Origin of the sequence: Gordonia sp. IEGM753 (assembly GCF_050321825.1) — a bacterium.
Classification (GTDB): domain Bacteria; phylum Pseudomonadota; class Gammaproteobacteria; order Pseudomonadales; family Pseudomonadaceae; genus Aquipseudomonas.
On record NZ_JBNQGB010000005.1, the window covers coordinates 214,448 to 237,883 of the forward strand.

General features: G+C 56.7%; 18 protein-coding genes and 3 tRNA genes. 14 read left to right on the top strand and 7 right to left on the bottom strand.

Features of this window, described 5'->3' with window-relative positions:
- Positions 1-76: 76 nt before the first annotated feature.
- The 10 genes from ACQR3R_RS23340 to ACQR3R_RS23385 all read left to right on the top strand — a co-directional run bounded on the left by ACQR3R_RS23340 (position 77) and on the right by ACQR3R_RS23385 (position 10,435).
- Positions 77-153 (top strand) — tRNA-Arg (locus tag ACQR3R_RS23340).
- 40 nt (positions 154-193) lie between these two features.
- Positions 194-269 (top strand) — tRNA-His (locus ACQR3R_RS23345).
- A 54-nt stretch (positions 270-323) separates the two neighbouring features.
- Positions 324-408, top strand: a tRNA-Leu gene (locus tag ACQR3R_RS23350).
- Between the two features lie 428 nt (positions 409-836).
- Positions 837-2,147, top strand: coding sequence for a trigger factor (tig, locus tag ACQR3R_RS23355; RefSeq protein ID WP_428275794.1), 1,311 nt, complete (start codon positions 837-839; stop codon positions 2,145-2,147).
- 92 nt (positions 2,148-2,239) lie between these two features.
- Entirely contained in the window at positions 2,240-2,875 is a 636-nt protein-coding gene (gene clpP, locus ACQR3R_RS23360) for an ATP-dependent Clp endopeptidase proteolytic subunit ClpP (protein ID WP_008148423.1), read from the top strand.
- Positions 2,876-2,986: 111 nt separating this feature from the next.
- The gene (gene clpX, locus ACQR3R_RS23365) at positions 2,987-4,270 is read left to right on the top strand and encodes an ATP-dependent Clp protease ATP-binding subunit ClpX (RefSeq protein WP_007946893.1); all 1,284 of its coding nucleotides are present in this window, start codon (positions 2,987-2,989) and stop codon (positions 4,268-4,270) included.
- 161 nt (positions 4,271-4,431) lie between these two features.
- A complete protein-coding gene (gene lon, locus ACQR3R_RS23370) occupies positions 4,432-6,828 on the top strand; it encodes an endopeptidase La (protein ID WP_428275797.1) in 2,397 nt (798 codons plus the stop codon).
- A gap of 147 nt (positions 6,829-6,975) precedes the next feature.
- Positions 6,976-7,248, top strand: coding sequence for an HU family DNA-binding protein (locus ACQR3R_RS23375; RefSeq protein ID WP_002552737.1), 273 nt, complete (start codon positions 6,976-6,978; stop codon positions 7,246-7,248).
- Between the two features lie 233 nt (positions 7,249-7,481).
- Entirely contained in the window at positions 7,482-9,353 is a 1,872-nt protein-coding gene (locus tag ACQR3R_RS23380; RefSeq protein ID WP_428275810.1) for a SurA N-terminal domain-containing protein, read from the top strand.
- Between the two features lie 230 nt (positions 9,354-9,583).
- Positions 9,584-10,435, top strand: a complete 852-nt coding sequence (locus tag ACQR3R_RS23385) for a DUF2242 domain-containing protein (RefSeq protein ID WP_428275812.1) — start codon at positions 9,584-9,586, stop codon at positions 10,433-10,435.
- 342 nt (positions 10,436-10,777) lie between these two features.
- Here ACQR3R_RS23385 and ACQR3R_RS23390 read toward each other — a convergent pair whose 3' ends face one another.
- The gene (locus ACQR3R_RS23390; protein WP_428275814.1) at positions 10,778-11,818 is read right to left on the bottom strand and encodes an AraC family transcriptional regulator ligand-binding domain-containing protein; all 1,041 of its coding nucleotides are present in this window, start codon (positions 11,816-11,818) and stop codon (positions 10,778-10,780) included.
- A gap of 3 nt (positions 11,819-11,821) precedes the next feature.
- Positions 11,822-12,958 (bottom strand): nitrilase-related carbon-nitrogen hydrolase, encoded by a 1,137-nt coding sequence (locus tag ACQR3R_RS23395; protein WP_428275816.1) that lies wholly within the window; start codon positions 12,956-12,958, stop codon positions 11,822-11,824.
- 209 nt (positions 12,959-13,167) lie between these two features.
- Here ACQR3R_RS23395 and ACQR3R_RS23400 point away from each other — a divergent pair, with 209 nt between their 5' ends.
- Together ACQR3R_RS23400 and ACQR3R_RS23405 are read left to right on the top strand one after the other, a co-directional pair.
- On the top strand, positions 13,168-15,207 hold the full coding sequence (locus ACQR3R_RS23400; RefSeq protein ID WP_428275818.1) for an oxidoreductase: 2,040 nt from the start codon (positions 13,168-13,170) through the stop codon (positions 15,205-15,207).
- A gap of 125 nt (positions 15,208-15,332) precedes the next feature.
- A complete protein-coding gene (locus tag ACQR3R_RS23405; RefSeq protein WP_428275820.1) occupies positions 15,333-16,247 on the top strand; it encodes a pyridoxal-phosphate dependent enzyme in 915 nt (304 codons plus the stop codon).
- Positions 16,248-16,253: 6 nt separating this feature from the next.
- On the opposite strand, the gene ACQR3R_RS23410 is transcribed toward ACQR3R_RS23405, so the two are convergent.
- The 3 genes from ACQR3R_RS23410 to ACQR3R_RS23420 form a co-directional block, all read right to left on the bottom strand.
- Positions 16,254-16,802 carry a cytochrome b/b6 domain-containing protein gene (locus ACQR3R_RS23410; RefSeq protein WP_428275822.1) on the bottom strand — a complete coding sequence of 183 codons (549 nt, stop codon included), beginning with the start codon at positions 16,800-16,802 and terminating at the stop codon, positions 16,254-16,256.
- A 189-nt stretch (positions 16,803-16,991) separates the two neighbouring features.
- Positions 16,992-17,819 (bottom strand): phosphonoacetaldehyde hydrolase, encoded by an 828-nt coding sequence (gene phnX, locus ACQR3R_RS23415; RefSeq protein ID WP_428275824.1) that lies wholly within the window; start codon positions 17,817-17,819, stop codon positions 16,992-16,994.
- A gap of 61 nt (positions 17,820-17,880) precedes the next feature.
- On the bottom strand, positions 17,881-18,990 hold the full coding sequence (locus ACQR3R_RS23420) for a 2-aminoethylphosphonate--pyruvate transaminase (RefSeq protein WP_428275826.1): 1,110 nt from the start codon (positions 18,988-18,990) through the stop codon (positions 17,881-17,883).
- Between the two features lie 112 nt (positions 18,991-19,102).
- Here ACQR3R_RS23420 and ACQR3R_RS23425 point away from each other — a divergent pair, with 112 nt between their 5' ends.
- Positions 19,103-19,966 carry a LysR substrate-binding domain-containing protein gene (locus ACQR3R_RS23425; protein ID WP_428275828.1) on the top strand — a complete coding sequence of 288 codons (864 nt, stop codon included), beginning with the start codon at positions 19,103-19,105 and terminating at the stop codon, positions 19,964-19,966.
- Positions 19,967-20,033: 67 nt separating this feature from the next.
- Here ACQR3R_RS23425 and ACQR3R_RS23430 read toward each other — a convergent pair whose 3' ends face one another.
- Complete coding sequence (locus tag ACQR3R_RS23430; RefSeq protein WP_428275830.1) at positions 20,034-20,906, bottom strand: LysR substrate-binding domain-containing protein; 873 nt, start codon at positions 20,904-20,906, stop codon at positions 20,034-20,036.
- 87 nt (positions 20,907-20,993) lie between these two features.
- Positions 20,994-22,316 carry a contractile injection system protein, VgrG/Pvc8 family gene (locus ACQR3R_RS23435; RefSeq protein ID WP_428275832.1) on the bottom strand — a complete coding sequence of 441 codons (1,323 nt, stop codon included), beginning with the start codon at positions 22,314-22,316 and terminating at the stop codon, positions 20,994-20,996.
- Between the two features lie 216 nt (positions 22,317-22,532).
- Between ACQR3R_RS23435 and ACQR3R_RS23440 the strand changes: the two genes are divergently transcribed.
- Positions 22,533-23,240, top strand: coding sequence for a YebC/PmpR family DNA-binding transcriptional regulator (locus ACQR3R_RS23440; protein ID WP_428275834.1), 708 nt, complete (start codon positions 22,533-22,535; stop codon positions 23,238-23,240).
- Positions 23,241-23,436: the final 196 nt, after the last annotated feature.

The window sequence follows — 23,436 nt, forward strand, 5'->3', positions numbered from 1 at the left end:
CGAGCAGAGTTGATGTTTAACTCGGTAAGACTGAAAGCACTTAGTTTGTAATCGTCCAAGAATACAGATTAACAAGGCGCCCGTAGCTCAGCTGGATAGAGCATCCGCCTTCTAAGCGGATGGTCGCAGGTTCGAGTCCTGCCGGGTGCGCCATTAGGCAGCTTTGGCACAAGTAACGCAACATGGCAATATGGTGGGCGTAGCTCAGTTGGTAGAGCACGGGATTGTGACTCCCGTTGTCGAGGGTTCGATCCCCTTCGTCCACCCCATATTTAGAAAGGCGCCAGATTAATAGTCTGGCGCCTTTGCTTTAAAAGCTTGATGCGGATGTGGTGGAATTGGTAGACACACTGGATTTAGGTTCCAGCGCCGCAAGGTGTGAGAGTTCGAGTCTCTCCGTCCGCACCATTACAAATAGCTATTTTAGATAGCAGAAAACGGCGCAGCACCTGAAAAGGGCTGCGCCGTTTTTGTTTCAGAAGTCGAAATTTTCAAACAGTCGCACGTTTCGGGCTGGAGAGGCTGTCGGTTCGTCGCATTTATGTTTCGCGATGATGCTCGGTTCTCGGGTCGATTCTCGAAGGAGAGTTGGCTGTCAGGGCTGCACTGCCGATTCCTTCTATATATAGAAGGGTTGGTGCAGAGCCTTGGCGTGAAGGGATGTATTTGCTAACAGGGCGAGGCTCAACCATTTGTTTGTCTTCGCCTATAAATTGCCTGCTGCTTTTTTACCCGTTTTCAGTAGGGTGACTTCTTGAGTTTGACCCACTAGAATGCATGCCCTTGATTCTGGGGTCGGAAACGGCCGGCTAACGTCTGTGCAACGAGGAATATCCATGCAAGTTTCTGTTGAAAATACTTCTGCTCTTGAGCGCCGCATGAGCATCACCGTGCCGGCTGAGCGCATCGAGACTCAGGTCAACAAGCGTCTGCAGCAGACTGCCCAAAAGGCCAAGATCGCTGGCTTCCGTCCAGGCAAAGTGCCAATGAGTGAAATCAAGCGCCGTTTCGGTGCTGATGCACGTCAAGAAGCCGTGGGCGATGTGATCCAGTCTTCTTTCTACGAAGCTGTTGTTGAGCAGAAGCTGAACCCGGCTGGCGCTCCGTCGATCGAGCCGAAGTCGATCGAAGCGGGTAAAGACCTGGAATACGTCGCTGTATTTGAAGTATTCCCGGAATTCACCGTGGCCGGCTTCGACGGTATCGCCGTAGAGCGCCTGAGCGCTGAAGTGGCTGATGCCGACCTGGACAAAATGCTGGAAGTGCTGCGCAAGCAGAACACCCGTTTTGAAGTCACTGAGCGCGCTGCTCAGAACGACGATCAATTGAACATTGATTTCGTTGGCAAGGTTGACGGTGAAGTGTTCGCTGGTGGCTCCGCCAAAGGTACTCAACTGGTACTGGGTTCCGGTCGCATGATCCCTGGTTTCGAAGATGGTCTGGTTGGCGCTAAAGCCGGCGAAGAGCGCGTTCTTAACCTGACCTTCCCAGAGGACTACCAGAACCTTGATCTGGCTGGCAAAACTGCTGAGTTCACCGTAACCGTGAACACTGTTTCCGAGCCGAAACTGCCAGAACTGAACGAAGAATTCTTCGCTCAGTTCGGTATCAAGGAAACCGGTCTGGAAGGCTTCCGTACCGAAGTTCGCAAGAACATGGAGCGTGAGCTGCGCCAGGCAATCAAGTCCAAGGTCAAGAATCAGGTAATGGACGGTCTGCTGGCCACCAACCCGATTGAAGTGCCAAAAGCACTGCTGTCCAACGAAGTTGATCGTCTGCGTGTGCAGGCTGTTCAGCAGTTCGGCGGCAACATCAAGCCTGATCAACTGCCGGCCGAGCTCTTCGAAGAGCAAGCCAAGCGTCGCGTTGTGCTGGGTCTGATCGTGGCTGAAGTGGTCAAGCAATTTGACCTCAAGCCAGACGAAGCCCGCGTTCGCGAAATGATCCAGGAAATGGCTTCGGCCTACCAAGAGCCTGAGCAGGTTGTGTCCTGGTACTACAAGAACGACCAGCAACTGAACGAAGTTCGTTCGGTTGTGCTGGAAGAACAAGTTGTGGATACTGTTCTGCAGAAGGCTAACGTGACCGACAAATCGGTCTCTTACGAAGAAGCAGTCAAGCCGGTAGAAGCTCCACAAGCCGACTGATCGTTTTTGCGCTAAGAAGTACACACATAAGCCAGCCTTCGCGCTGGCTTATGCGTATTCAAGACATAACTATTTGGGAGTGACTGCAGAGCATGTTCCGTAATTCGTATATTCAGCAGAACTCTGATATCCAGGCCGCAGGCGGCCTGGTCCCGATGGTTGTCGAGCAATCTGCTCGTGGCGAGCGCGCTTACGACATTTACTCGCGTCTGCTCAAGGAGCGAGTGATCTTTCTGGTGGGTCCCGTAGAGGACTACATGGCCAACCTGATCTGTGCGCAACTGCTGTTCCTTGAAGCGGAAAACCCGGACAAGGACATCCATCTCTATATCAACTCCCCGGGCGGTTCGGTGACAGCTGGCATGTCGATCTACGACACCATGCAGTTCATCAAACCCAACGTATCGACTACCTGTATCGGACAGGCATGCAGCATGGGTGCATTCCTGCTGACCGCCGGTGCCGCTGGCAAGCGTTTCTGCCTGCCGAACTCTCGCGTAATGATTCACCAGCCATTGGGCGGTTTCCAAGGCCAGGCGTCGGATATCGAAATCCATGCCAAGGAAATCCTCTTCATTCGTGAGCGTCTCAACACGCTGATGGCCAAGCATAGCGGGCACACGCTTGAAGAAATCGAGCGCGACACCAATCGCGACAACTTCATGAGCGCAGAAGCCGCGCGTGAATACGGGTTGATCGACGAAGTAATCAGCCAGCGCCCCGCTTAATTAAGCAGCTCAAAATAGGGTGGGTCGGCTGCTCCGATCACCAGCGGGCTTGAAAAAGCCCGCAATAGCCTTCATCTTGTGTTGCAAGCCTATCGGATTTGGATCGAACGAATGACTGACACCCGCAACGGCGAGGACAACGGCAAGCTGCTCTATTGCTCCTTCTGTGGCAAAAGCCAGCATGAAGTGCGCAAATTGATTGCCGGCCCCTCGGTCTTTATTTGCGACGAGTGCGTCGACCTGTGCAATGACATCATCCGTGAGGAGGTGCAGGAAGCCCAGGCCGAGAGCAGCGCGCATAAATTGCCTTCGCCTAAAGAAATCAGCGGCATCCTTGATCAGTATGTAATTGGTCAGGAGCGTGCGAAGAAGGTTCTGGCCGTAGCGGTGTATAACCACTACAAGCGTCTGAATCAGCGTGACAAAAAGAATGACGACGTCGAACTCGGCAAAAGCAACATCTTGCTGATCGGCCCGACAGGCTCGGGTAAAACCCTGCTTGCCGAAACACTGGCTCGTTTGCTGAACGTTCCGTTCACCATCGCTGACGCGACCACCCTCACCGAGGCGGGTTACGTGGGTGAAGATGTCGAGAACATCATTCAGAAACTGTTGCAGAAGTGCGATTACGACGTAGAAAAGGCTCAAATGGGCATTGTCTACATCGATGAGATCGACAAGATCTCGCGCAAATCTGACAACCCGTCGATCACTCGTGATGTTTCGGGTGAAGGCGTGCAACAAGCCCTGCTCAAGTTGATCGAAGGCACGGTCGCTTCCGTTCCGCCTCAAGGTGGTCGCAAGCATCCGCAGCAGGAATTCCTGCAGGTCGACACACGTAATATCCTGTTCATCTGCGGTGGTGCGTTCTCCGGTCTGGAAAAGGTTATTCAAAACCGTTCCACCAAGGGCGGCATTGGCTTCAACGCGGAAGTTCGCAGCAAGGAAGAAGGCAAGAAAGTCGGCGAGTCCCTGCGTGAAGTCGAGCCTGACGATTTGGTCAAGTTCGGTCTGATCCCTGAGTTTGTTGGCCGGTTGCCTGTACTTGCAACGCTGGACGAGCTCGATGAGGCTGCGTTGATGCAGATTCTCACCGAGCCGAAGAATGCTCTGACCAAGCAGTATGCCAAGCTGTTCGAGATGGAAGGCGTAGACCTGGAATTCAGGGCTGACGCACTGAAGTCGGTCGCTAAACGTGCCCTGGAACGCAAGACCGGTGCTCGTGGACTGCGTTCGATTCTCGAAGGTGTATTGCTCGACACGATGTACGAAATCCCCTCGCAATCCGAGGTGAGCAAAGTCGTGATCGATGAAAGCGTTATAGAAGGCAAGTCCAAGCCACTGTATATCTATGAAAACAGTGAGCCGGCTGCCAAGGCCGCGCCAGACGCTTAAGCGTCACGCAGCTGGAATAAAGAAGGGGCCTTCGGGCCCCTTTGCTTTTTGCGAGTTTTAACACCTTCTTTAAGCTTGTTTTTTTTGAAGGTAGCCCCCATCTTGGTTTCAAGCTTACTTCCATCTGTTTACGGCCTTATGGCCGCCGTAGAGGCGAAATCATGAAGACAACCATCGAATTGCCTCTCCTGCCATTGCGTGATGTTGTGGTTTATCCGCACATGGTTATCCCGCTGTTCGTGGGGCGCGAGAAATCCATCGAAGCCCTTGAGGCAGCGATGACGGGCGACAAGCAGATCCTTCTGCTGGCTCAGAGAAACCCTGCTGACGACGATCCCGGTGAAGATGCTCTTTATCGCGTAGGTACCATTGCAACCGTTCTGCAGTTGCTCAAGCTGCCAGATGGCACGGTCAAGGTGCTGGTCGAAGGTGAGCAGCGGGGCGCCGTGGAGCGTTTCAGCGAAGTGGACGGCCACTGCCGCGCCGAAGTTTCGTTGATCGACGAAGTCGACGCGCCGGAGCGCGAGTCGGAAGTGTTTGTTCGCAGCCTGCTGGCTCAATTCGAACAGTATGTGCAGTTGGGCAAAAAAGTCCCGGCTGAAGTTCTGTCGTCGCTCAACAGCATCGATGAACCAGGACGTCTGGTCGATACCATGGCCGCTCACATGGCCTTGAAAATAGAGCAGAAGCAGGAAATTCTCGAAATCATTGATTTGTCGGCCCGTGTCGAACACGTCCTGGCGTTGCTGGATGCCGAGATCGACCTGCTGCAAGTCGAAAAACGTATTCGCGGTCGCGTTAAAAAACAGATGGAGCGCAGTCAGCGCGAGTACTACCTGAATGAGCAGATGAAGGCCATTCAGAAGGAGCTCGGCGACAGCGACGAAGGCCATAACGAAATCGAAGAGCTGAAAAAGCGCATCGATGCTGCAGGCCTGCCGAAAGACGCCTTGGCGAAAGCACAAGGCGAGCTGAACAAGCTGAAGCAAATGTCGCCAATGTCTGCTGAGGCGACGGTGGTGCGTTCCTACATCGACTGGCTGGTTCAGGTGCCGTGGAAGGCTCAGAGCAAGGTTCGTCTGGACCTTGCCCGCGCAGAAGATATCCTCGACGCCGACCACTATGGCTTGGAAGAAGTCAAAGAACGAATCCTCGAATACCTCGCCGTGCAAAAACGTGTGAAGAAAATTCGTGGCCCGGTGCTGTGCCTTGTCGGTCCTCCTGGTGTGGGTAAAACCTCGCTGGCGGAGTCGATTGCTCACGCCACAAACCGTAAATTCGTGCGCATGGCCCTCGGTGGTGTGCGCGATGAAGCTGAAATTCGTGGTCATCGCCGTACCTACATCGGTTCGATGCCAGGAAGATTGATTCAAAAGATGACAAAGGTTGGCGTCCGCAACCCGCTGTTCTTGCTCGATGAAATCGACAAGATGGGCAGCGATATGCGTGGCGATCCGGCGTCGGCGTTGCTGGAAGTGCTCGATCCCGAGCAAAACCACAACTTCAACGATCACTATCTGGAAGTCGATTACGACCTGTCCGATGTGATGTTCCTTTGCACCTCGAACTCGATGAACATCCCGCCAGCGCTGCTGGACCGGATGGAGGTTATCCGTCTGCCGGGTTACACCGAAGACGAGAAGATCAACATCGCCGTCAAGTACCTCTCGCCGAAGCAGATCACTGCCAACGGCTTGAAGAAAGGCGAGCTGGAATTCGAGTCCGAAGCGATCCGCGACATTATCCGCTACTACACCCGAGAAGCCGGTGTACGTGGGCTTGAGCGTCAGATTGCCAAGGTTTGCCGCAAGACGGTTAAAGAGCATGCGATGGAAAAACGCTTCTCTGTGAAGGTTACTGCCGAGATGCTGGAGCACTTCCTGGGCGTGCGTAAATTCCGTTATGGCCTGGCCGAATCGCAGGATCAGATTGGCCAGGTCACCGGCCTTGCATGGACTCAGGTGGGCGGCGAATTGCTGACCATCGAAGCCGCTGTTGTGCCAGGCAAAGGCCAGTTGATCAAGACTGGTTCGTTGGGTGATGTGATGGTCGAGTCGATCACGGCGGCCCTGACGGTCGTACGCAGCCGTGCGAAGAGCCTGGGTATTCCCCTGGACTTCCATGAGAAGCGTGACACGCACATCCATATGCCTGAAGGGGCCACCCCGAAGGACGGCCCTAGCGCTGGTGTAGGCATGTGTACGGCACTGGTGTCGGCGCTTACCGGTATTCCGGTCCGCGCTGACGTTGCCATGACGGGTGAAATCACCCTGCGTGGTCAAGTGCTGGCGATCGGTGGTTTGAAGGAAAAACTACTGGCCGCTCACCGTGGTGGCATCAAGACTGTGATCATTCCTGAAGAGAACGTACGCGATCTGAAGGAAATTCCAGACAATATCAAGCAAGATCTGCAGATTAAACCAGTTAAATGGATTGACGAGGTCCTGCAAATTGCGCTGCAATACGCGCCGGAGCCCTTGCCAGATGTGGCTCCGGAGATAGTTGCAAAGGATGAAAAGCGCGAGTCTGATTCGAAGGAAAGAATTAGCACTCATTAGTACGTATTTGCCTGGGCGGCTTCCTTGACAGCTTTTTAGAGCCCTTGTTATAAAGCGGCTCTTAAGTGTCTGTAGGCCATTCAGCACTGGTTTTTGCTTTCACCAAAAAACTTAGAATCAACTCAAATAGATATAAGGGGACTTAGAGTGAACAAGTCGGAACTGATTGATGCTATCGCTGCATCCGCTGATATCCCGAAAGCTGCTGCTGGCCGTGCGCTGGACGCAGTAATCGAATCCGTCACTGGCGCTCTCAAGGCCGGCGACTCCGTTGTTCTGGTTGGTTTCGGTACTTTCTCCGTAACTGATCGTCCAGCTCGCATCGGTCGTAACCCACAGACCGGTAAAACGCTGGAAATTGCTGCCGCTAAAAAACCAGGTTTCAAAGCCGGCAAAGCACTGAAAGAAGCTGTTAACTAAGTTTGATTCAGGTTTTTGCCTATCCGGGTCGGGGTCATACCTGACCTGGCAGCGGAGCGGATGTCCAGCCGGCAAGTAGTCCGTCTGAGACACCGAGGGTCGCACGTTCGAACCCTTGGTCCGCTCCGCCAGTTACGAGAAGGCGCATCCTCGGATGCGCCTTTCTTCTATCCGGATTCTACCCACGCTCCACGGTTGCCTAATTTTGAAGTTCAACCGTTTCTGGGGGACGCATGCTGCAGAATATCAGGGACAATTCACAAGGCTGGATTGCCAAGACAATTATCGGGGTCATCGTTGCACTGATGGCTTTGACCGGTTTCGACGCCATCTTCAAGGCCACTACGCACAGCAATGATGCGGCCAAGGTCAACGGCGAAGAAATCAGCCAGAACGAGCTGAGCCAAGCGGTCGATATGCAACGCCGTCAGCTTATGCAACAGCTGGGCAAAGATTTCGACGCTTCCTTGCTCGATGAAAAAATGCTGCGCGAATCAGCCCTCAAAGGCCTGATCGATCGCAAGCTGCTGTTGCAAGGTGCAGAAAATTCGAAATTCGCTTTCTCCGAAGCGGCTTTGGACCAGGTGATCCTGCAGACGCCTGAATTCCAGGTTGACGGCAAGTTCAGTGCCGAACGTTTCGATCAGGTTATCCGCCAACTCGGCTACAGCCGTATGCAGTACCGCCAGATGCTGGCTCAGGAAATGCTGATCGGTCAATTGCGCGCAGGTTTGGCAGGCAGCGGTTTTGTCACCGACGCACAGGTGCTGGCATTCGCCCGTCTGGAAAAACAGACCCGCGATTTCGCTTCTCTGAACGTCAAGGCTGACCCGGCTGCGGTGAAGCTGACCGACGATGAGGTCAAGGCTTACTACGACGAACACGCCAAGGAATTCATGACGCCTGATCAGGTGGTCGTCGATTACCTCGAATTGAAGAAGGCTTCCTTCTTCGATCAGGTCAGCGTCAAGGACGAAGACCTGCAAGCGGCCTATCAGAAAGAAATCGCGAACCTGTCCGAGCAACGTCGGGCTGCGCACATTCTGATTGAAGTGAACGATAAAGTGACCGAGGCGCAAGCCAAGGCGAAAATTGAAGACGTGCAGGCTCGTCTGGCCAAAGGCGAGAAGTTCGAGGCCCTGGCCAAGGAATTCTCCCAGGATCCAGGCTCTGCGAACAACGGTGGTGATCTCGGCTTTGCCGGTCCTGGCGTCTACGATCCAGCGTTCGAAAAAGCGCTGTACTCGTTGACCAAGGATCAAGTTTCGGCGCCGATTCGCACTGACTTCGGCTTTCACCTGATCAAGTTGCTGGGCGTTGAAGCGCCTGATGTTCCGACCTTCGCCAGCCTGAAAGACAAGCTGACCCATGAGCTGAAAACCCAGCAGGTCGAGCAGCGTTTTGTTGAAGCGACCAAGCAACTGGAAGATTCGGCATTTGAGGCTTCTGATCTGGCGCAGCCGGCGCAAGACCTGAAACTGACCGTTCACACCACCAAGCCTTTTGGCCGTGAGGGTGGCGAGGGCATTGCGGCCAATCGTGCGGTGATTGCTGCTGCGTTCAGTCCTGAAGTGCTGGATGAGGGTGCTAACAGCACCGCCATTGAGCTGGACCCGGAAACAGTGATTGTGTTGCGTGCCAAGGAACACCTGAAGCCTGCGCAACTGCCGCTGGAAAGTGTTGCCGCCAGTATTCGCGTGCAATTGGCCAAGGAGCACGCCAGTGCTGCCGCCAAGACCAAGGCTGATGAGCTGATCGCCAATCTGCGCGATGGCAAGACACCTCTGGACAAGGCTATCGACGGCCAGAACTGGAAAGTTACCCAGGCAGCGACTCGCGGCCAGGAAGGTATCGATCCAACGGTATTGCAAGCGCTGTTCCGCATGCCCAAACCTGCCGCCAAAGACAAGCCGACGTTCACCAGCGTGACCCTGACGGATGGCAGCCTGGTGATTGTGCGACTGAATAACGTCAACGAAGCGGCCGCGCCGACTGAAGACGAGAAGGCTCAATACCGTCGCTTCCTGGCGTCGCGCATTGGCCAGCAAGACTTTGCGGCGTATCGCAAGCAGCTGGAAAGCGCGGCGGACATCAAGCGTTATTGATGCCTGAGCAAGCGTGATGCAACACAAGAACCCTGGCCGAAAGGCCGGGGTTTTTTAATGCGCGAAAGAAGCAAAAAGGGGTTACCCGTCGCCGAATCCGGCCACGGGCGACCTTTTTCTGTAAATGGCAGTCATTACTCTTGTAACTGTTTTAAGACACTAATCGATACTCCGCTAAGCATCGATATGTTGCACAATACGCCCCGGACCGTTTCCCCTCAGGATGTTCAATGTTTAAATCATTTCCCATGCGTGTTGCCGGGCTTGCGCTGATGCTGGCCGTCGCGGCCGGTTGCTCGTCGAAGAAAGCCGCCATCTATGAGCATGAGAACTTCGACGATTCCGGAACGTTTTCACGCAACTACCCTGTGACTGACACTCAAACCTGCGAAGCCGCCCGTCGTGCCTTGCTCAGTCAGGGTTACATCATCACCAGCAGTGATCCAAAACTGGTCAGCGGACACAAAAGCTTTCAGCAGACTGGCGAAACGCACATGGAGATCAGCTTCAGCGTGGTGTGCGCCGATGATGGCAGCGAAGGCCACCATGCGACCATGTTTGCCAACGCGCTGCAGGATCGCTATGCGCTGAAGAAGACCAACAACTCCGCAAGCCTTGGGGTCGGTGTGTTGGGTTCGGTATCGATGCCGATTGGTTCGTCTGACGATTCGATGGTAAAGGTCGCCAGCGAAACCGTGTCCTCGCCGAAATTCTACGAACGCTTTTTTGCATTGGTCGAATTGTTCCTGCCACCGGAAGCTAAAAAAGCGGCGCACATCGTTGAAAAACCTAAAACCGATTTAGGCGTGCCCGAGGCGAAAGCTGCACCTGCTGCCGCACCGCTTGCCCCGGTACCTGCCGCGCAGCCTGTCCCGGCAGCCGAACCCGTGCCTGCGCCGGCACCTGCGGACGTGGCCCCGGCTGCATCGGAACCGGTTACACCTCCTGCCGAAGCTGCACCGATTACCCCGGCGGAAAACACAACGCCAGCGCCGTCTACGGAAACGGTCACGCCGCCGGTGGAGTCAACCCTGCCGCCACCGACAGAGCCCATTCCGGCGATGCCGTCTTCGAGTCAGTAATAAGACAATACGGGATCGGTGCCTGGCGCACCGATTCCGAATTGGCTCGCAGCTTGATCCACGTCAACCGGGCTGTATCCCTGAAGCCTGCTCGCAAAAAATCCTGTGATAAATTCCTGACCGCCTGCTACGTTTTATCAAGTAGCCGCTGAGCGGTTGCCTGCGTCATTTTTCTTTCACGTGGGCACTTTATGCTCAAGGCGCTGGTCATTTATTCAGACGATTTTTAGCGAGCGGCAGGGGAATACACAAATGGATGATTATCAAGAAGAGCTGCTCGAGTACCAGGCATTCGAACTGGACCCACTGGACCCGGTCGATGATGCCACCGAGTTGTAAGCGTCAGGCAGATTGGCGATGACTGCGGCGGAACTCGCCAGGTGTTTGGCCGTTCCAGCGTTTGAAGGCGCGCTGAAAGGCTTCGGCTGAAGCGAAACCCAGCAGGTAAGCGATTTCTCCGAACGCCAGTTCGGTGTCGCGGATATAGGTCATCGCGAGGTCGCGTCGGGTATCGTTGAGAATTGCGCGAAATTGAGTGCCTTCCTCGGCGAGTTTGCGGCGCAGGGTCCAGGTTGGCAGCTTGAGTCGGGCCGCCACTTCTTCCAGGTCGGGTTCCCGGCCACCGTTAAGCAAAGGCCCCAGCAACTGAGTGATGCGTTCGCGCAGGCTGCGGGTTCGTGTCAGTTGCTCCAGTTCCCGTTCACACAATTGCAGCAAGTGCCGCCAAGTGCTTGGGCAGTGCTCGGGGTTGCGTTGCGCCAGGCTGCTCAAGCTCAGGCGCAGCTGGTTATGTTCGCTGCCAAACTGAATCGGGCACTCGCCAAACACTTCATAAGCCTGGGCATACTCAGGCGTCTCGAACTCGATTTCAATACGCTCCGCGAGCAATGGCGTACAGCTGACACCCGTCAATTGCTGCAGCCAACCTGCGATGATCGAATCGACGACGAAACGGTTGTAGGCGTTATATGGGCTGATGGAGTAAAACCGCAACCACGCACCTTTGGCGTCTTCGTGAAAGCTCGATTGGCCGCGATAATTGGAGCCGTACAAAGCTTCGAAGCGGATAAGGCAACGCGCCGCTTCCCTGACGGTGGGCGCTTGTGCTGCGGTTACGCCTGCCAGGCCTGCCTGACTCAAGCGGCTGAGTTGACCCATGCGTAATCCCAAGGCCGGGTTGCCAGTAAGTTGGATCGCGCCGTGGCCCAGGCGCATGTAGCGCGGGATCGAGAGCCTGGCGCCTGCTTCGCCCAGGCGAGCGGTGTCCAGGCCGTATTGCTCAAGCAACGGTTGCGGATCTATACCGTGGCTGCGCACTGCGTCAGCAAGGCTATGCACGAAGCCCACCGACAGATCCCCGAGACGCATCGGCAGCGGCTTCATGGATTACAACCAGAGGTTCAGTAAGCGCGCGCCATGCCCATGGCCGTCGGCATCAGCATAATGCTGGCCGTGGGTGCTGAGGAAGCTCTGCCCGGCACTGCCCTTGTCCCAGAACTGGCCGCGCAGGAACACGCTCATTCCGCCAATTGCCTGACTGCTGGGCGGTTGCGCCGTGAGGGTCAAACGATGCCAGGCCTGACCTTCGCTGAGCTCACCGGCCTTGAGGCTGACGGAGCCTGGCGTCGACAAGCCTTTGTAACCACGCCACGGTTTGTCCCACGTGCCGCGACCGACGACGAACGCCGGCACGGCGACCAATTGTGCGCCCTGATCGTCAAGCTTGCGGTAGTTGTCCGGGTACCAGCTATCGCTGCCGATCAATACGCCTAAACGTCCGGCCGGAGTATCGACCACATTGAGTGTGTGCTCGCCATTGGCGGCGATCACGTCGTGTTCATCGAATATCGGATGCATCTGGCGCTGAGGCTGGCCAATGGGTAGTCCATCGCGGCCAAACACCACGCTGCTATTGAACAGTGAGCCGCGACCAATTTTAAGCGAACCATCGATCACACTGGGTTCCGGTAGCACGATCGAGCCCGCCACCAGCGTTACGTGGAACTCTTTCGCCAAACCACCGAAGAGTGCCTGGTAATCCTTGGCCATGCCCTTGGCTTTCATGCGCAAGTGCGCGTCATCCAGACGGCGCTCGCCACGGGCGCTGATCAGGGCGCGGGCGAACTTCAACGGGTTACTCACTGCCAGCCAGTTCATGGCTTGAGCAAGGCTGGCGGCCTGATACAACTCGTCCTTCTCGCCACTGATCATCAGCCACGTACCGACATGCTCCGGCAGCACCACCACGGTTTTTTCATTCAACAAGCCTTGGTCCTGGGCCTTTTGCAAATACGCCGCGAGTTTGCGATGCAGGCGTTCGGGGCTTTGGTAGTCGGTGGGGAACAGTTCAGGCTGGATACCCAGCAGGTTGCCACGATCGGCAGGCGTGCCTTGATCGACCGTAAGATTGATCCTCAGGTCCGACAGGTAATGGCCGACCGGACGGTCTGCGGCCCACATTGCGTAGGTTGTGAGGGCGGCGACCAAGGCCATGGAAAAAGTCAGGTACAAAAGTTTGCGCATGGGAAAACAGTCAGCAGCCGTGTGCAGGATTCGCGTCTAGGGTAGGGCGCATGCCAGCGATTGCCAAGGGGTGCTGCGCATTTGGATCAATAAGTTGTGAGTTACGGTCATTGAGCGCCCAATAGACTACTCATAGTCTGTAGCACATGACCGAGGGGCACCGAAGAGCGCCCCCAATTTTTCCGTGATCGCTCGTTGTGGAGTTACCGATGGCCGCCGCTCATTACCCGCACCTGTTGGCCCCGCTGGACCTGGGTTTTACCACGTTGCGCAACCGCACCCTGATGGGGTCGATGCACACCGGTCTTGAGGAAAAACCCGGTGGCTTCGAGCGTATGGCCGCCTACTTTGCCGAACGCGCGCGTGGCGGTGTGGGTCTGATGGTGACTGGCGGTATCGGCCCGAACGACGAGGGCGGGGTGTATTCCGGTGCAGCGAAGCTGACCACCGAGGAAGAAGCGCTGAAACACCAAATCGTGACCCGTGCGGTGCACGAGGCGGGTGGCAAGATCTGCATGCAGATTCTTCACGCTGGCCGTTATGCCTACAGCCCGAAACAAGTCGCACCGAGCGCCATTCAAGCGCCGATCAACCCGTTCAAGCCTAAAGAGCTGGACGAGGAAGGCATCGAAAAACAAATCAGTGATTTCGTGACCTGTTCGACCCTGGCACAAAAAGCCGAGTACGACGGTGTCGAGATCATGGGTTCCGAAGGTTATTTCATTAACCAATTCCTGGCGGCTCATACCAATCACCGCACTGATCGTTGGGGCGGCAGTTACGAAAACCGTATGCGCTTGCCGGTTGAAATCGTTCGCCGGGTACGTGAAGCGGTGGGTCCGAACTTCATCATTATCTTTCGCTTGTCGATGCTCGACCTGGTGGAAGGTGGCAGCACCTGGGAAGAAATCGTGACCTTGGCCAAGGCTATAGAGCAGGCCGGTGCGACGATTATCAATACCGGGATTGGCTGGCACGAAGCGCGGATTCCGACCATCGCCACCAAAGTGCCGCGTGCGGCATTCAGCAAGGTCACGGCCAAACTTCGGGGTTCGGTGGGCATACCACTGATTACCACCAACCGTATCAATACGCCGCAAGTTGCGGAGCAAATCCTCGCCGAAGGCGATGCCGACATGGTCTCCATGGCGCGTCCGTTCCTCGCCGATCCGGATTTCGTCAATAAAGCCGCTGCCGGCCGTAGCGATGAAATCAACACCTGCATCGGTTGCAACCAGGCATGCCTGGACCACACGTTCGGCGGCAAGTTGACCAGTTGCCTGGTGAACCCTCGGGCGTGTCATGAAACCGAACTCAATTATTTGCCGGTGAAGCAGGTCAGGAAAATCGCGGTGGTGGGCGCCGGTCCTGCCGGTTTGTCGGCCGCTACCGTTGCCGCCGAGCGTGGGCATCAGGTCACGCTGTTCGATTCGGCCAGTGAGATCGGTGGCCAGTTCAACATTGCTAAACGTGTGCCGGGCAAGGAAGAGTTCTTTGAAACCCTGCGTTACTTCAACCGCAAACTGCAAACCACCAACGTCGAGGTGTGCCTGAATACTCGGGTCGACGTGGCGAAACTGGTTGCTGGAGGTTACGACGACATCATTCTGGCCACCGGCATTGCGCCACGGACCCCCGCGATACCGGGTGTCGAGAACGCGAAGGTGTTGAGCTATCTGGACGTGATCCTCGAGCGTAAGCCGGTGGGCAAGCGTGTCGCGGTGATCGGCGCTGGCGGGATCGGTTTCGACGTTTCGGAATTTTTGGTGCATCAGGGCGTGGCCACCAGCCTGGACCGCGAAGCGTTCTGGAAAGAGTGGGGCATTGATACGCATCTGGAAGCACGCGGCGGTGTGGCGGGCATCAAGGCTGAGCCGCATGCACCCGCGCGTGAGGTGTTCTTGTTGCAGCGCAAGAAATCCAAGGTCGGCGATGGTTTGGGTAAAACCACTGGCTGGATTCATCGCACCGGTTTGAAGAACAAACAGGTACAAATGCTCAACAGTGTCGAATACCTGAAGATCGACGACGAAGGCTTGCACATTCGCATCGGCGAAGCGGGCGAGCCGCAGGTGTTGCCCGTGGACAACATCGTCATTTGCGCCGGGCAAGACCCGCTGCGTGAATTACAGGAAGGCTTGGTGGCGGCCGGGCAGAAGGTGCATTTGATTGGCGGCGCGGATGTCGCGGCAGAGCTGGATGCCAAGCGCGCGATTGACCAAGGCTCGCGTTTGGCGGCCGAGTTGTAATAAGCAGGCAGCTACCAGCAGGCTGGCGCTCACAGGGAATGCATTTCAATGTGTGAGCGAGCCTGCTCGCGATAGCGTCCTGCCAGCGACTAGAATGCCGGCTCTTCAACGCAGAGCCGGCATCGATGCTTCTTCCCAGTCACTGGCAACCACAGGCGTCACTCCAACCCTTGCACCTCGATTGGCTGACAGCCGCCGGCATCGACGTTGCGATCCTGCGCCTGGACCAGATCGACCCACTGATCAGCGGCAACAAGTGGTTCAAGCTTATCGAACACCTTAACGCTGCAGACCTTGCTGGGGCCAAAGGCATCATCAGCCTCGGTGGCGCCCATTCCAATCACCTGCATGCGCTGGCTGCGGCAGGCAAACGCTTCGGTTTCCCAACCGTTGGATTGCTGCGCGGTCACCCTCAACTCACCCCGACCGTAGAGGATTTGCAGGCTTTTGGCATGCAGCTGCACTGGTTGGGGTATGGCGGATATCGGGCGCGGCACGAACCGGGCTTCTGGTTGCCTTGGCTGGCGCAATATCCCGATCTGCAACCGGTGCCCGAAGGGGGCGGCGGTTTGAGTGGGGCCAAGGGCTGCATGCAGTTGAAGGCCATGGTGTGCGCGCAGTTGAACAGCCTTGGCTGGAGCGATTACGACGGCTGGTGGCTGGCCTGCGGTACTGGAACAACCTTGGCTGGTTTAGTGTTGGCGGAAAAAGGTGAGCGTCCGGTTTACGGTGCGCTCGCGGTGCCTGACGATCATGGCGTGGCACAACAGGTGCAATCGATCATGCAGGAGGCGGGTTCGCCTCGGGCGGCTTACCAATTGTTCGACGCATGCCGTGGCGGCTTCGCCAAAGTCGACGCGCCATTACTCGATTTCATCCAGCAGACGGAACACGCCTGCGGTATTCCTCTTGAGCCGCTGTACACCGGCAAAGCGCTGTTTGCGCTCAAACAGCACATTGGCGCCGGGACATTCAAAAAGGCTACGCGACTGGTGTTCATCCACACCGGTGGCTTGCAGGGACGTCGCGGCTTTCAGTAACGGCGTTCAACCACGCTTGGGCATCATCCGCAGCAGCGTGTTATCGCCCACCACGTAGTGATGATAGATCCCGGCCAACGCGTGCAAGCCAATCAACCAATAGCCAATGGTGCCGCCCAATTCATGCCAGCCCTGAATCTGCTTGGCCAACTGTCTGTTTTCGCCCACCAGCAACGGTAAATCGAAGCCATAGAACATCACTTGATGACCCTTGGCGCTGGTGACCAGCCAGCCCAAAATCGGCATGGCGATCATGAAAATATACAACGCCCAATGCATCAATTTGGCCAACAGGGTTTGCCAGCGTGGCGAGGCCGGGAAAATCTGTGGTGCAGGCCCGAGGCTACGCGCGAACAGCCGCAGCCAGACCAGCACGAACACGGTCAACCCGAGCATGAAGTGCGATTCGGTGATCAGCGTCCGGCCGCCACTTCCCTTTGGAAAGATCCCGCGAAACTCGATACAGGCGTAAACCAGCGCCAGCAGTACCAGCATCAACCAATGCAGCGTGATCGAGACGGTGCTGTAGCGTGAGTCGGAATTCTTCCAGGGCATACGGTATTCCTCTCAGGTCTGGTCTTGAGCCCACCGTTCTTGTTCGATGGTGTGCTTTAACTGTAATCCTGTTTCAGCATGTTTGCTTCACGCGTAGAGGCTTTCAATGCTCTGGTTCAGGTGATTGACAACAAAAAGCGCCGGTCCCATTAAGGAACCGGCGCTTTTTTGATTCTGCGGTCAGGACGTTCAGGCGCTTTGTGGCATTTCACCCCTGGCCAGGCGCTTGTTGATATCGGCGATGACGTTCGGCAAATCGACGATGGTGTCGATCATGTAGTGCGGGCGTGACCCTTTGAACATCGCGTGGATCCGCTTGCGTTCGCTAGACAACGCGTCGCTGCTCAGGGCGCGATAGCCGTCGTAGTTCAGACCCAGCGCATTGCCCGAGCAGATCAGCGCCACGGTCCACATGCCGGCGCGTCGACCTTCGAGAATGCCTGGCACGGTGTCGTCGATTTTTACGCAAGCTGCGACATCGTCGATGCCCAAGGCAATCACGTTGGCCAATGCCTGAGCCGGCCACGGGCGGCCATTGGGGACCTCATCGGTCGCCACCACGTGATCGGCGATGTAGCCGTTGGTGGCCGCCAGTTCGACAACCTTGTCCATCACCTGTTTCGGGTAACCCGAGCAAGAGCCGATCTTGATTCCTTGCTGGCGCAGGTGAGCAATGGTGTCCAGTGCGCCGGGGATCAGCGCCGAATGCTCGGCAATTTTCTCGATTTGCAGCGGCATGAAACGTTTGTAGATGGCAGTGACGTCGTCGTCGGTCGGCGTTCGGCCGAACACTGCACGGTAGCGTTCGGCAACTTCCGGCTGATTGCACAGGGTGCGGATGTGATCCCATTTACCCATGCCCATTGGCCCGCGGGCTTCTTCGATGGATACCTGGACATCGAACTCGGCGAACGCTTCGACAAAAATCTGGGTGGGTGCGAATGAGCCGAAATCGACAACCGTGCCAGCCCAATCGAGGATGGCAGCTTGCAGTTTGCTTGGGTTTGTATAATTCATGGTGATCAAAATCCTGTGGCAACTGAAATAGGGGAGCCGCTTTGGGTGGAAGCGATTGGCTTTAAATGTCGACGACTTCCATCTCGCGCAGCACTTCAGCCACCGCTGCAACGGCCGCTTGCATCTCGGCCTGGTTGACGTGCCCGATGCAGCCGACGCGGAAGGTCTCGACCTGGGTCAATTTGCCGGGGTAGAGGATGAAACCCCGGGCCTTGACCCGTTCGTAGAACTCCTTGAACTGGTAGCGCGGATCTTTCGGGGCATGAAAGGTAACGATGATCGGTGCCTGAATGGCAGCAGGCAGGAAGCTGCGCAAACCGATTTTGGCCATGTCTTCCAGCAGCACCTGGCAGTTATCGGCGTAGCGCTTGTGCCGCGCCGGCAAACCACCTTCTTCGTTGTATTGCAGCAACGCCTCGTGCAGTGCAGCCACCACGTGAGTCGGTGGGGTGAAGCGCCATTGGCCAGTCTTGGCCATGTAAGTGTGCTGGTCGAAAAGGTCCATCGCCAGGGAGTGCGAGTTGCCGGCGGCACTGGCCAGCGCGTCTTTGCGAGCGAAGACGAAGCCCATTCCCGGTACGCCTTCCAGGCATTTGCCTGACGCGGCGATCAGTGCATCGAACGGCACCTGTTGCGCGTCGATCGGCAGCGCGCCAAAGGAGCTCATGGCGTCGATGATCAGGCGTTTGCCGTGTTGGGCGATGACGTGAGCAATTTCCGGCAGCGGGTTGAGAATACCGGTACTGGTTTCACAGTGGATCAACGCGACGTGGGTGATGCCGGGATCGGCGCGCAGCAAGCGATCAACGTCGGCGGCAGTCGTCGGTTCGTCTTCGGCAGTTTCGAAGGTGCTGAACGAGCGACCGAGCACTTCGCATATTTTCGCCAGGCGTTTGCCGTAAGCACCGTTGATCAGCACCAGCACTTTGCCGTCACGCGGCACCAGTGTGCCAATAGCCGCTTCGACCGCGAACGTGCCGCTGCCCTGAAGTGGCACGCAGTGGTGGCTGTCGCCGCCATTGATGATGGCCAGCAATTGCTCGCACAGGCTGGCGGTCAGTTGATTGAAGCGATCATCCCACGAGCCCCAGTCGACCATCATTGCCTGACGGGTGCGGCGTGACGTGGTCAGTGGGCCTGGGGTGAGCAGGATTGGCTCGGCAGTACTCATGCTGGTGTCCTCGAAAGCGCTTTGGGGATGAAGCTACGGGACATAAATTGCAATTCTGCGTGCTATCAATCAAATTGTTTGTTGTTATGCCAGCCATCAGCGAGAGTTATTCATGAATTTGTTCCAGCTTCGCGCCTTTGATGCGGTTGCCCGCGAAGGCAGTTTTACCCGTGCCGCCGAGCGGCTGTTCATCAGCCAGCCCGCAGTCACCGGGCACATCAAGGCGTTGGAGGAGCATTACCAGATCACTCTGTTGCGCCGCACCGCGCGCCGGGTGGAGCTGACAGAGGAGGGCATCAAACTGGCGGCGATCACCCGGGCAATGTTCGGCCTGGCGGAAGAAGCGCAGGTGATGCTCGAAGCCAATCGACAATTGTTGACCGGGCGTCTCGAAGTGGCGGCGGATGGACCGCACATGGTCATGCCGATGCTCGCCAGTTTGCGTGCGCGTTATCCAGGCGTCACCGTCAACCTGCGCTTGGGCAACGCGCAGGAAACCCTCGCGGCGTTGTTGTCCGAGCATGCCGACGTGGCCGTACTGACCGAGGTCGAACCGCGCAAGGGTTTGCACTTGCAGGCTCTGAGTGAATCACGGATTTGTGCATTGGTGCCGGCCAATCATCCGTGGGGGCAGGCGCTTGACGGTGTGCAGCTTTCGGCGCTGGATCAGGTGATCATGGTGTTGCGCGAGCCGAGTTCGATTACCCGGCGCACCTTTGACGATGCCTGCGCCCAGGCAAAGGTGAGTCCGCGCGTGCTGCTGGAACTGGACAGTCGCGAGGCGGTGACCGAGGCCGTGGCCGCCGAACTGGGCGTGGGCGTGGTGTCTTCGGTGGAGGTCAGCCACGATCCGCGAGTGATAGCGGTGCCGATCATGGGTGAAGGGCTGGTCAACCAGCACATGATTGGTTGCATGGACCGGCGCAGGGATTTGCGTTTGATACAGGCGTTCTTTGATTTGGCGCCGCTCAGGTAGACCCAGGCGCGGCTATCGACAGCAGGCTGGCTCCCCAGGGGATTTTCAGTGCTTATGAAAACCTTTCCTACACCAGGCTCTCGCGAACCATTTCCAGAAACGTTGCCACGACCCGTCGCGAACTCTGCTCGCGCAGGCACACCAGCGTCTCTGTCAGCCGCCGTTTGCAATCGGTAATAGGCAGTGCGCACACGCGTGAGTCGGCGCCAAACTCTGCCGCTGACACCACGCCAATGCCAATTCCCACCACCACCGCTTCACGCGCGGCTTCGCGGCCTTCGACCTGAATGGCCGGGCGAATGCGAAACCCGGCCTGGGCCATTTCCTCCTCAAGCGTCTGTCGCGTCACCGATCCGATTTCGCGCAACACGAGCGGTGTGTCGTCCAGGTCTTTCAGGCAAATCGACTCCCGTTCCGCCCAGGGATGATTGCGTGAAACAAACGCCACCATCGGGTCATTGCGCAGCGGTAACGTGATCAGGCGTTCGTCGTTTACCTCGCGCCCCAGCAAGGCCAGGTCGGCTTGGTAATTGAACAGTCGAAACAAAGACTCATCGGTGTTGCCGGTTTCAATCTTGACGCTGATACCCGGGTAGCGCTCGCAGAAGCGGGCGATTTGCGGCAGCACGTGGACGGGCGCATCGACCGCCAGAATCAGACTGCCGGTTTGCAGCGCTCGCGAATCCTGCAGCAGTTCCTGCGCCTCGGCTTCGACGACAAACAAACGTTGCGTGATGCTCAGCAAACGTTCACCCAGGTCTGTCAGCCGTACCGAGCGTTTGTTGCGGTGAAACAGCAACACACCGAAACGCTCTTCGAGCTTACGCACCTGGTCGGAAATGGCCGGTTGCGTCAGGAACAATCGCTCCGCAGCTTTGGTGAAGTTGCCGTGGACGGCCACGGCGTGGAAGGCTTTGAGCTGGGCGTGAGAAACCGACATCGAGACCTCCAGTAAGCTGCGCTTATAGTGCAAATACGATAAATCGCTTTCACTTATTAATCAGTAACTGTTTTGGCCGGGAAGCGCCTAGCGGTTGACCAGCCAATCGATCAGCAATCGGTTTTCGTTCCTCGGTGAACGGGCGGCGTGAGGCTTGGGCTGGCTGCCGGTGGCAATGCACAACACCGGGCGGTCCGGGTCGCTGTCGAGAAAACTGATCAGCACTTCGCTTGCACCGAGCGGCAATTGAGACGGGTCTATCCAGCCATTCGGTGCCGTGACGAAGATCGGTAACCAGATGCCGGCACCGTCGTCGGCGTCCAGCGTCTCGTCGGGCCACAGCCTGACATGTATCTGTGCGCGCTCATCCAGTTGCGCGGGCACTCCCGCGGGGCCGAGAACAGTGGCTGGCTGCAAGCTCGAAATGCATGGTCTGGCGTGCACGCGCGCGGGCCGGAATACCGTGGACCAGGGAATGGCGGTAAACCGGTTACTGTAATGCCGCACCGTGTCGATCGTGTTGTGCACCAGTATCGATGGCTGGCGACCCTGATGCCGAATGTCGGTCAGCAACCACTGATCGTTGAAACTCTGCAACGGGTGCTCCGAAATCTGCACGATTCGCCCGCTGCTCAATTCGCTGTGGTTGCTTTGACCGTGTACCTGCCCGTGTTGGCAACGCAGTTGTTCCAGTGTCCGACGGCTGATCTGTTCGCGCATGTGCCGGGGTCGGGCGTGAGGTGCGCCGGGTGCTGGCGAGGTATGGCACTGGAACATTTCACCGAGCTGTGGTGCGTGGGAGTTTTTTGGCGGTTCGTCGCTAAAGGTCAATAGCATCGGCTTCTGGGGAAAGCTCAGGCTGTCATCCGCCAACACCAGTACGTGCCCGTCACGCTGGTGTTCAAAGTGAAAGTGAATGCCTTCCTCTTCGCAGAGTCGTTGCAGGAATGCCAGGTCGGTCTCATCAAACTGGATGCAAAAAGGGCGCGCTGGGTAGCGTGCGGCTGGTAGCTCGAATCGATAGCTGTCCTCGGCTAACCCGTTTTCTACCAACAACTGATGCAGGATTGTCGGCACATCCAGTTGATGAAAGACCCGACGCGCGCGGTTGTTGCCGAGTATTTGAAGCCTGGGCATCACGCTCAGGTGATAGCTGGTTTTTTGCGACCCGCGAGGCTCGCTTCGCGCACTGTGCACAATGCCGTGAATGCCCTGGTCGTGCCCTAGGCTCAAGTACACCGGTTGTTGCAGCAAGCGGTCTACACTCATGGCCGGCGTCAGGGCGATGGCTTCGATGTCGAAGCGAAAAGGTTGGTTGAGGGCTTCGCGGCCTGTGAATTGCAGTACCTGAAAACTCACATTGCCGTCGAGGAGGGTCAGGGTGAAAGGACTTTCCTTGTCGTTTTGCATCTCAAGCGCTTATGCCGTGGATTAGGGGCAAGAGGGTACGAAACCGTGACCGTTTAAGGGCACCGCATTCGACTTTTCAGACACGGCCTACAACCTCTGGCGAACATGTCGATTTCGGGGGCGGAATTTTTGGTCGATTGCCAACTTTAGGCCGTATAAACTTGCGCAAAGCGTCGGCCAATAGATGTCTCGGCGCCACAGATAAGAGAGTGAGTAATGGGCGCACAGTGGAAGGTTAAACACAAAGAGGCGGCATCTAACGCCAAGGGCAAAATTTTCGGCAAATTGGTGAAAGAAATCACCATTGCCGCCCGTAACGGTGCCGATGTCGCGACCAACGCGCATTTGCGTCTGGTGGTTGAGCAGGCTAAAAAAGCGTCGATGCCCCGTGAAACGCTGGAACGTGCGATCAAGAAAGGTTCGGGTCAGCTTGGCGAAACCGTGCAATACCATCGTGTGACTTACGAAGGTTTCGCGCCGCATCAGGTGCCGCTGATCGTTGAATGTGTGACTGACAACATCAATCGCACCGTTGCTGAAATCCGCGTCGCGTTCCGCAAGGGCCAACTGGGCGCTTCCGGTTCCGTGGCGTGGGACTTCAACCATGTGGGCATGATCGAGGCGTCCCCGGACAGCCCTGACGCCGATCCGGAAATGGCAGCAATTGAAGCCGGTGCACAGGATTTCGAGCCCGGCGAAGAAGAGGGCACAACCCTGTTCCTGACCGAACCTGCTGACCTGGACTCCGTGCAGAAAGCCTTGCCAGAGTACGGTTTCACCGTGTTATCGGCCAAGTTGGGCTACCAGCCGAAGAACCCGGTCAGTGGCTTGAGCGATGAACAGATGGCCGAAGTCGAAGCCTTCCTGGAAGGCCTCGATAACCACGATGACGTGCAGGACATGTTTGTCGGGTTGGCGGGTTGATTTGCACTGAATCTGTGTGAAATGACCTGACCCGACCTGTGGCGAGCGAGCTTTTGATCTTATTGTGGTGAGGGGATTTATCCCCGTTCGGTTGCGCAGCAGCCGTAGTTTCTTGGGGTCGCTGCGCAACCCATCGGGGATAAACCCCCTCGCCACGATTGTTGGCTAATGGGTGTGCAGTATCTCGACAACCTCA

Excerpts from the sequence above, each read along its gene's own strand:
- clpP (WP_008148423.1), top strand. The coding sequence starts at position 2,240 with ATGTTCCGTAATTCGTATATTCAGCAGAACTCTGATATCCAGGCCGCA.
- ACQR3R_RS23400 (WP_428275818.1), top strand. The coding sequence starts at position 13,168 with ATGGCCGCCGCTCATTACCCGCACCTGTTGGCCCCGCTGGACCTGGGT.
- phnX (WP_428275824.1), bottom strand. The coding sequence starts at position 17,819 with ATGAATTATACAAACCCAAGCAAACTGCAAGCTGCCATCCTCGATTGG.
- clpX (WP_007946893.1), top strand. The coding sequence starts at position 2,987 with ATGACTGACACCCGCAACGGCGAGGACAACGGCAAGCTGCTCTATTGC.
- ACQR3R_RS23395 (WP_428275816.1), bottom strand. The coding sequence starts at position 12,958 with ATGCGCAAACTTTTGTACCTGACTTTTTCCATGGCCTTGGTCGCCGCC.
- ACQR3R_RS23390 (WP_428275814.1), bottom strand. The coding sequence starts at position 11,818 with ATGAAGCCGCTGCCGATGCGTCTCGGGGATCTGTCGGTGGGCTTCGTG.
- ACQR3R_RS23380 (WP_428275810.1), top strand. The coding sequence starts at position 7,482 with ATGCTGCAGAATATCAGGGACAATTCACAAGGCTGGATTGCCAAGACA.
- ACQR3R_RS23430 (WP_428275830.1), bottom strand. The coding sequence starts at position 20,906 with ATGTCGGTTTCTCACGCCCAGCTCAAAGCCTTCCACGCCGTGGCCGTC.
- ACQR3R_RS23405 (WP_428275820.1), top strand. The coding sequence starts at position 15,333 with ATGCTTCTTCCCAGTCACTGGCAACCACAGGCGTCACTCCAACCCTTG.
- ACQR3R_RS23385 (WP_428275812.1), top strand. The coding sequence starts at position 9,584 with ATGTTTAAATCATTTCCCATGCGTGTTGCCGGGCTTGCGCTGATGCTG.
- ACQR3R_RS23425 (WP_428275828.1), top strand. The coding sequence starts at position 19,103 with ATGAATTTGTTCCAGCTTCGCGCCTTTGATGCGGTTGCCCGCGAAGGC.
- ACQR3R_RS23440 (WP_428275834.1), top strand. The coding sequence starts at position 22,533 with ATGGGCGCACAGTGGAAGGTTAAACACAAAGAGGCGGCATCTAACGCC.
- lon (WP_428275797.1), top strand. The coding sequence starts at position 4,432 with ATGAAGACAACCATCGAATTGCCTCTCCTGCCATTGCGTGATGTTGTG.
- tig (WP_428275794.1), top strand. The coding sequence starts at position 837 with ATGCAAGTTTCTGTTGAAAATACTTCTGCTCTTGAGCGCCGCATGAGC.
- ACQR3R_RS23420 (WP_428275826.1), bottom strand. The coding sequence starts at position 18,990 with ATGAGTACTGCCGAGCCAATCCTGCTCACCCCAGGCCCACTGACCACG.
- ACQR3R_RS23410 (WP_428275822.1), bottom strand. The coding sequence starts at position 16,802 with ATGCCCTGGAAGAATTCCGACTCACGCTACAGCACCGTCTCGATCACG.
- ACQR3R_RS23435 (WP_428275832.1), bottom strand. The coding sequence starts at position 22,316 with ATGCAAAACGACAAGGAAAGTCCTTTCACCCTGACCCTCCTCGACGGC.